General features: G+C 35.3%; 6 protein-coding genes. All 6 read right to left on the reverse strand.

What is annotated here, in order from left to right; genetic code table 11:
• Positions 1 to 142: 142 nt before the first annotated feature.
• Positions 143 to 1,249 carry a glycosyltransferase gene (locus F6K22_RS33540; protein ID WP_293108331.1) on the reverse strand — a complete coding sequence of 369 codons (1,107 nt, stop codon included), beginning with the start codon at positions 1,247 to 1,249 and terminating at the stop codon, positions 143 to 145.
• Positions 1,250 to 1,694: 445 nt separating this feature from the next.
• Positions 1,695 to 2,165, reverse strand: coding sequence for a class I SAM-dependent methyltransferase (locus tag F6K22_RS33545; protein WP_293108334.1), 471 nt, complete (start codon positions 2,163 to 2,165; stop codon positions 1,695 to 1,697).
• Positions 2,166 to 2,616: 451 nt separating this feature from the next.
• Positions 2,617 to 3,324: an SDR family oxidoreductase gene (locus F6K22_RS33550; protein ID WP_293108337.1), complete on the reverse strand. Its 708-nt coding sequence runs from the start codon at positions 3,322 to 3,324 to the stop codon at positions 2,617 to 2,619.
• Positions 3,321 to 3,485, reverse strand: coding sequence for a hypothetical protein (locus tag F6K22_RS33555; RefSeq protein ID WP_293108340.1), 165 nt, complete (start codon positions 3,483 to 3,485; stop codon positions 3,321 to 3,323). The genes F6K22_RS33550 and F6K22_RS33555 overlap by 4 nt, the downstream gene beginning before the upstream one ends.
• 14 nt (positions 3,486 to 3,499) lie before the next feature.
• Positions 3,500 to 3,721 carry a hypothetical protein gene (locus F6K22_RS33560; protein ID WP_293108343.1) on the reverse strand — a complete coding sequence of 74 codons (222 nt, stop codon included), beginning with the start codon at positions 3,719 to 3,721 and terminating at the stop codon, positions 3,500 to 3,502.
• Positions 3,722 to 3,920: 199 nt separating this feature from the next.
• Positions 3,921 to 4,338 (reverse strand): 6-pyruvoyl trahydropterin synthase family protein (locus F6K22_RS33565; RefSeq protein WP_293108346.1); only part of this gene is annotated, 418 nt, incomplete at its 5' end.

The following is a 4,338-nucleotide window of genomic DNA, read 5'->3' on the forward strand; positions in this document are numbered from 1 at the left end:
ATCACGCCCCAGTTTCAAATTTACTACAAAAAAAGTGGAGTGGGAAGGGGCAGCTCATAGTTGCCCCTTCCTTTGACCAACAATAATTATCATTATCAATTGTACATTTGATTTTTTGGAGGTCCCTAAATTGGTATAACTCCTAACTCCTGAGCGAATAGCTAGTCTGACCAAGAATATCGTAGAACCAATTTTCCATAAGATTTCCATAAACTTGAATAGAATATTCAGCTTCCGCTTGTTGCCGACAAGCTAAACGATCGAGTTTGTCAAGATTGTTAATTGCTTTTACCAATTCTGCTACATTACCAGACTCAACTAGCCAACCTGTTTGGCCGTGACGCACAATTTCAGCAGGGCCTCCTTTATCATATGTAATTACAGGCACACCACAAGCTAATGATTGAATGGCAGTCATGCCAAATGCTTCACTCCATCGATGGGTCATTAGATACCCTCGACTACGCCGCAGCACTAACTGCATTTCCCTAACTGGCAGAAACCCTAAATATTCTACTGGCGCATCAAGATAATTTTGCTGGATACTCTCCCAGTAAGACTTATCCTGAAGCAAACCCATTATTTTCAAAGGGATACCAGTATTTTTTGCAGCTTCAACAGCATCCTCCAATCCTTTTTCAGGAGAAATACGCGCTATCCAAACTAAGTAGTCATCTGGTTTGTCACAATATTGGTAATCTTTTAAGTCAATACCATTTCCCACAATTCGACATCTACTAGCAAAGGGGAAAGTTTCTGCCTGAGCTTTTGTATAAACAGCAATAGTACCAGGAAAACGAATGCTGATTTTTTCCAGAATCTCATCCATTACCTTTGAAAGAGACCCCATACTTACTAGATGAGCAACGGGAATATTTATAAATGGAGATAAATAAAAGGGAAGCCAGTCATAAGCAAAGTTAACAATCAAATGGTAATTACTTTGCTCTTTTCCAATAAACTCCCACATTCTTGTCAGTATTGAGTTAGAGATTATGAGAATTTGAGTATCGCGATTTAATTGCTGCATGCTAGTTTGCAGTTCTCCAGTAATTTCAATTATCGGACAATCCACTTCAGTTGTAGAACCCTCTGGTGCAAGTATATCTACCTTGTGTCCTCTGAGAATCATTTCGCGGGCAAGATTTTGTAATATGAATTCGACCCCACCTCCAATACCTGAACCAATAGCTCCAACAGGTGTAGAAGCAAATAATAATCGTAAGGGATTAAATTGAGCAGCTACCATTTTTTTGCCTAAATTATCAAAGGGAACATAAAACCTACATTCCCCACAACAAAATGTAGTATAGAAGAAGGAGTCAGGAGACAGGAGACAGGAGACAGAATTTTAGAAGAAAATCATAGCTGCCGTGATTGAGTCATTAATCAAACAAGTATTTATGCGTAAATTTTTTACTCGGAATTTGATCGACGAAAAAAGTAATTGAGATGATTTGCATAGTATAAATACTTACAAAGCTACGGATTAACATACTACTTTTAATGTTACAAAATGACGTGCGGAATGTGGGATAAAACAGACAAGAAAATCATTGAGCAACATTGGGGTCTGAGTCAAATTAGAAAAACCCAGGTTGTATCAAGCTCTCAATATATTAAATTAATCCTATTCCTTCAGAGATTAAGGAATATTTTATAGATAGATTCTTCTTGAAATACTTCACAATTTTTCATAACATCTGGTTGTTATTAAATGGGGGTGAAATACTTCCTTCTAAAAAATGCGATTGTAGCGTTTGAAAAAAATATTTCACAATAGCTGTATTATCTAAATGAAAAGGATATTCGTTGCCAAAACCCTTAGAAAAATACCAATTAATTAGTAATTTTCCATCAGAACTCAGAAGTTTATGAAACTCAATTAACTGTGATATTGGGTCTGGTAAATGTTCCATGACATCAAAACACATAATTGTGTCAAATGAGTTCAATTTTAAATTTTGATGTGACTTGAATTTTGTCAGATAACCCCCTAATTTTTCGGATCGCTCCAGAACAAAATCGCAGTTAATCGGATTTACATCTAAGTACTGAACTTCGGTAACATTTGGACACAAAGCTTTAGCAAAGGAATGTGTTCCAACCCCTCCACCAAAATCCAAAACCCAACCTTTAGCAAAATCAACAATTAAATTTAGCATATTACCGATATAATCACAGCTTTTTCAATGCCACGCTGCTAATTCTAAGATATAGGTTGCTCCGACTCGGTCTCGATAAAATTCGATTGCCATTTCCCAATCAAAGTTTTCTCCCAATTTAGTCATAGCTTGATTACCTTCCTGAATTCGAGTCTCAAGGGTATGTCGATCTATCTACAAAAACTCCTGGATGTGGTTTTTCAGATCGAAAGAATTGTCCCAATAAGCTTTGAGAAACTCAGGTATAGCTGCAGTTAACATAGAAAATGACTCGTGAATTTTGTAAACTTGATGTTGCCCTTATCAAGTCAATGACTAATAGACATCTGCAATAATAAAAAATCAAATCAATTATCCTACATAAATTTTCAATTCTTTCCCCCTACTCCCTACTCCCTATTTTCTGAAGATTTCTAATCAGATAGTGATTAAGTTGAGTAATTGCCATTTTTTATCTCTCTTTTTGTCCCATATTGGCATGGAGTATTGCACCATTGATAACCGGGTTCGTAGCTGCAAAATAAATGGTTTGTGCTATCTCCCTAGGTTCAATTAAACGATTTTGAGCATTCATGGTTTTTATCTGCTCAATAATTGCCTCATCATGATTAAGATGATTTTTTAACATTGGGGTATCGGTAAAACCAGGACAAATACAAGCTGTATGAATACCTCGATTCATTAAATCCTGACAAGTGCCTCGCATTAACCCCACTGCTGCGTGTTTAGAAGTGACATAACTAAAGGCGCCAGGTACTGCCTTTTCTGAGAGAGTGGAACCCACATAAATAATGGCAGACCCCTTTGACATTTTTGGCATGACTATCTGATTCAATATAGTTGGAGCAACCAGATTAATTTCTAAGATATCTCGTAAATTATTGGCTTGAATATTTTCTACATTATCCTTATCTAACCGGGCAGCGTTATGAATTAAAATCACCGTTTCAGAATTTTCTAATTGAGGTAGTAACTCTTGTTTCAAATTTTCCTCAAAACCTTTTGCAGCGAAATCTACCTGAATATTAACTACATCCGTCAACGAACATAAATTTCTGGAAAGGTTAATAACCTGAAATTCCTTTTCCAGAAATAGTTGAGCTGTTGCTAATCCTATACCACTACTTCCACCAGTTATAACCAAATATTTTTTGCTCATTTTTGACTCCAAAAACTGCTACCTGACTGACCAGGACCAGAGAATATTTTAACTTCTATTGTATGAATAAAATGCTCTTGATTTTCTTGTACATGAACAAGTAATTGTTCCAGAAACCAATGAGAAAGTTCTTCTACAGTAATATTTCGCACCGGAAGCAATTTTACATCTCATTTCAGAAATGGTATTTTTTCTTTGTTGCAGAATTTTCTAATTTAGGTAGTAACTCTTGTTTCAAATTTTCCTCAAAACCTTTTGCAGCTAAATCTACCTGAATATTAACTACATCTTTCAACGGACATAAATTTCTAGAAAGGTTAATAACCTGAAATTCCTTTTCCATAAATAGTTGAGTTGTTGCCAATCCTATACAACTACTTCCACCAGTTATAATCAAGTATTTTTTACCGAATAATTAATAATTAATAATTAAATAATTCAGCTTTATTAGCCTCCTGAGTAAAGGGGAAAAAGCGGTCGAGGGATGCATCAGAAACCTAGCCAGATCCAATCGACCAAGAGAAAATAAATTTTTTCCTTTTAGTCAATCCTCTTCGCTTTTAGGGAAAGGTAATTATCCATTATCCATTACTGAATCATTCTTGACTCCAAAAACTGCTACCTGACTGACCAGGAGCAGAGAATATTTTAACTTCTATTGTATGAATAAAATGCTCTTGATTTTCTTTTACATGAACCAGTAATTGTTGCAGAAACCAATGAGAAAGTTCTTCTAAAGTAATATTTCGCACCGGAAGCAACTTTACATCTCGTTTCAGAAATGGTATTTTTTCTTTCTCACCATTAAAGAAAGCATGGACATATTTATCTGATTCTTCTATTCTCAGATAAGGACTTTTTAATGGCAGTAGAACAACTTCATCAAGAAGTTGACAAATATCAAGGATAATTTTTTTGTAAATACCATAATTGAAGGTAATGCCATTTTCCATTATTTCAGCCTCGAACATGACATATACAGAAAAACTATGACCATGCAGATTTTCTCTTTCA

It is taken from the genome of Okeania sp. SIO2F4 (assembly GCF_010672385.1).
Lineage (GTDB): Bacteria > Cyanobacteriota > Cyanobacteriia > Cyanobacteriales > Microcoleaceae > Trichodesmium.

Excerpts from the sequence above, each read along its gene's own strand:
- F6K22_RS33540 (WP_293108331.1), bottom strand. The coding sequence starts at position 1,249 with ATGGTAGCTGCTCAATTTAATCCCTTACGATTATTATTTGCTTCTACA.
- F6K22_RS33545 (WP_293108334.1), bottom strand. The coding sequence starts at position 2,165 with ATGCTAAATTTAATTGTTGATTTTGCTAAAGGTTGGGTTTTGGATTTT.
- F6K22_RS33550 (WP_293108337.1), bottom strand. The coding sequence starts at position 3,324 with ATGAGCAAAAAATATTTGGTTATAACTGGTGGAAGTAGTGGTATAGGA.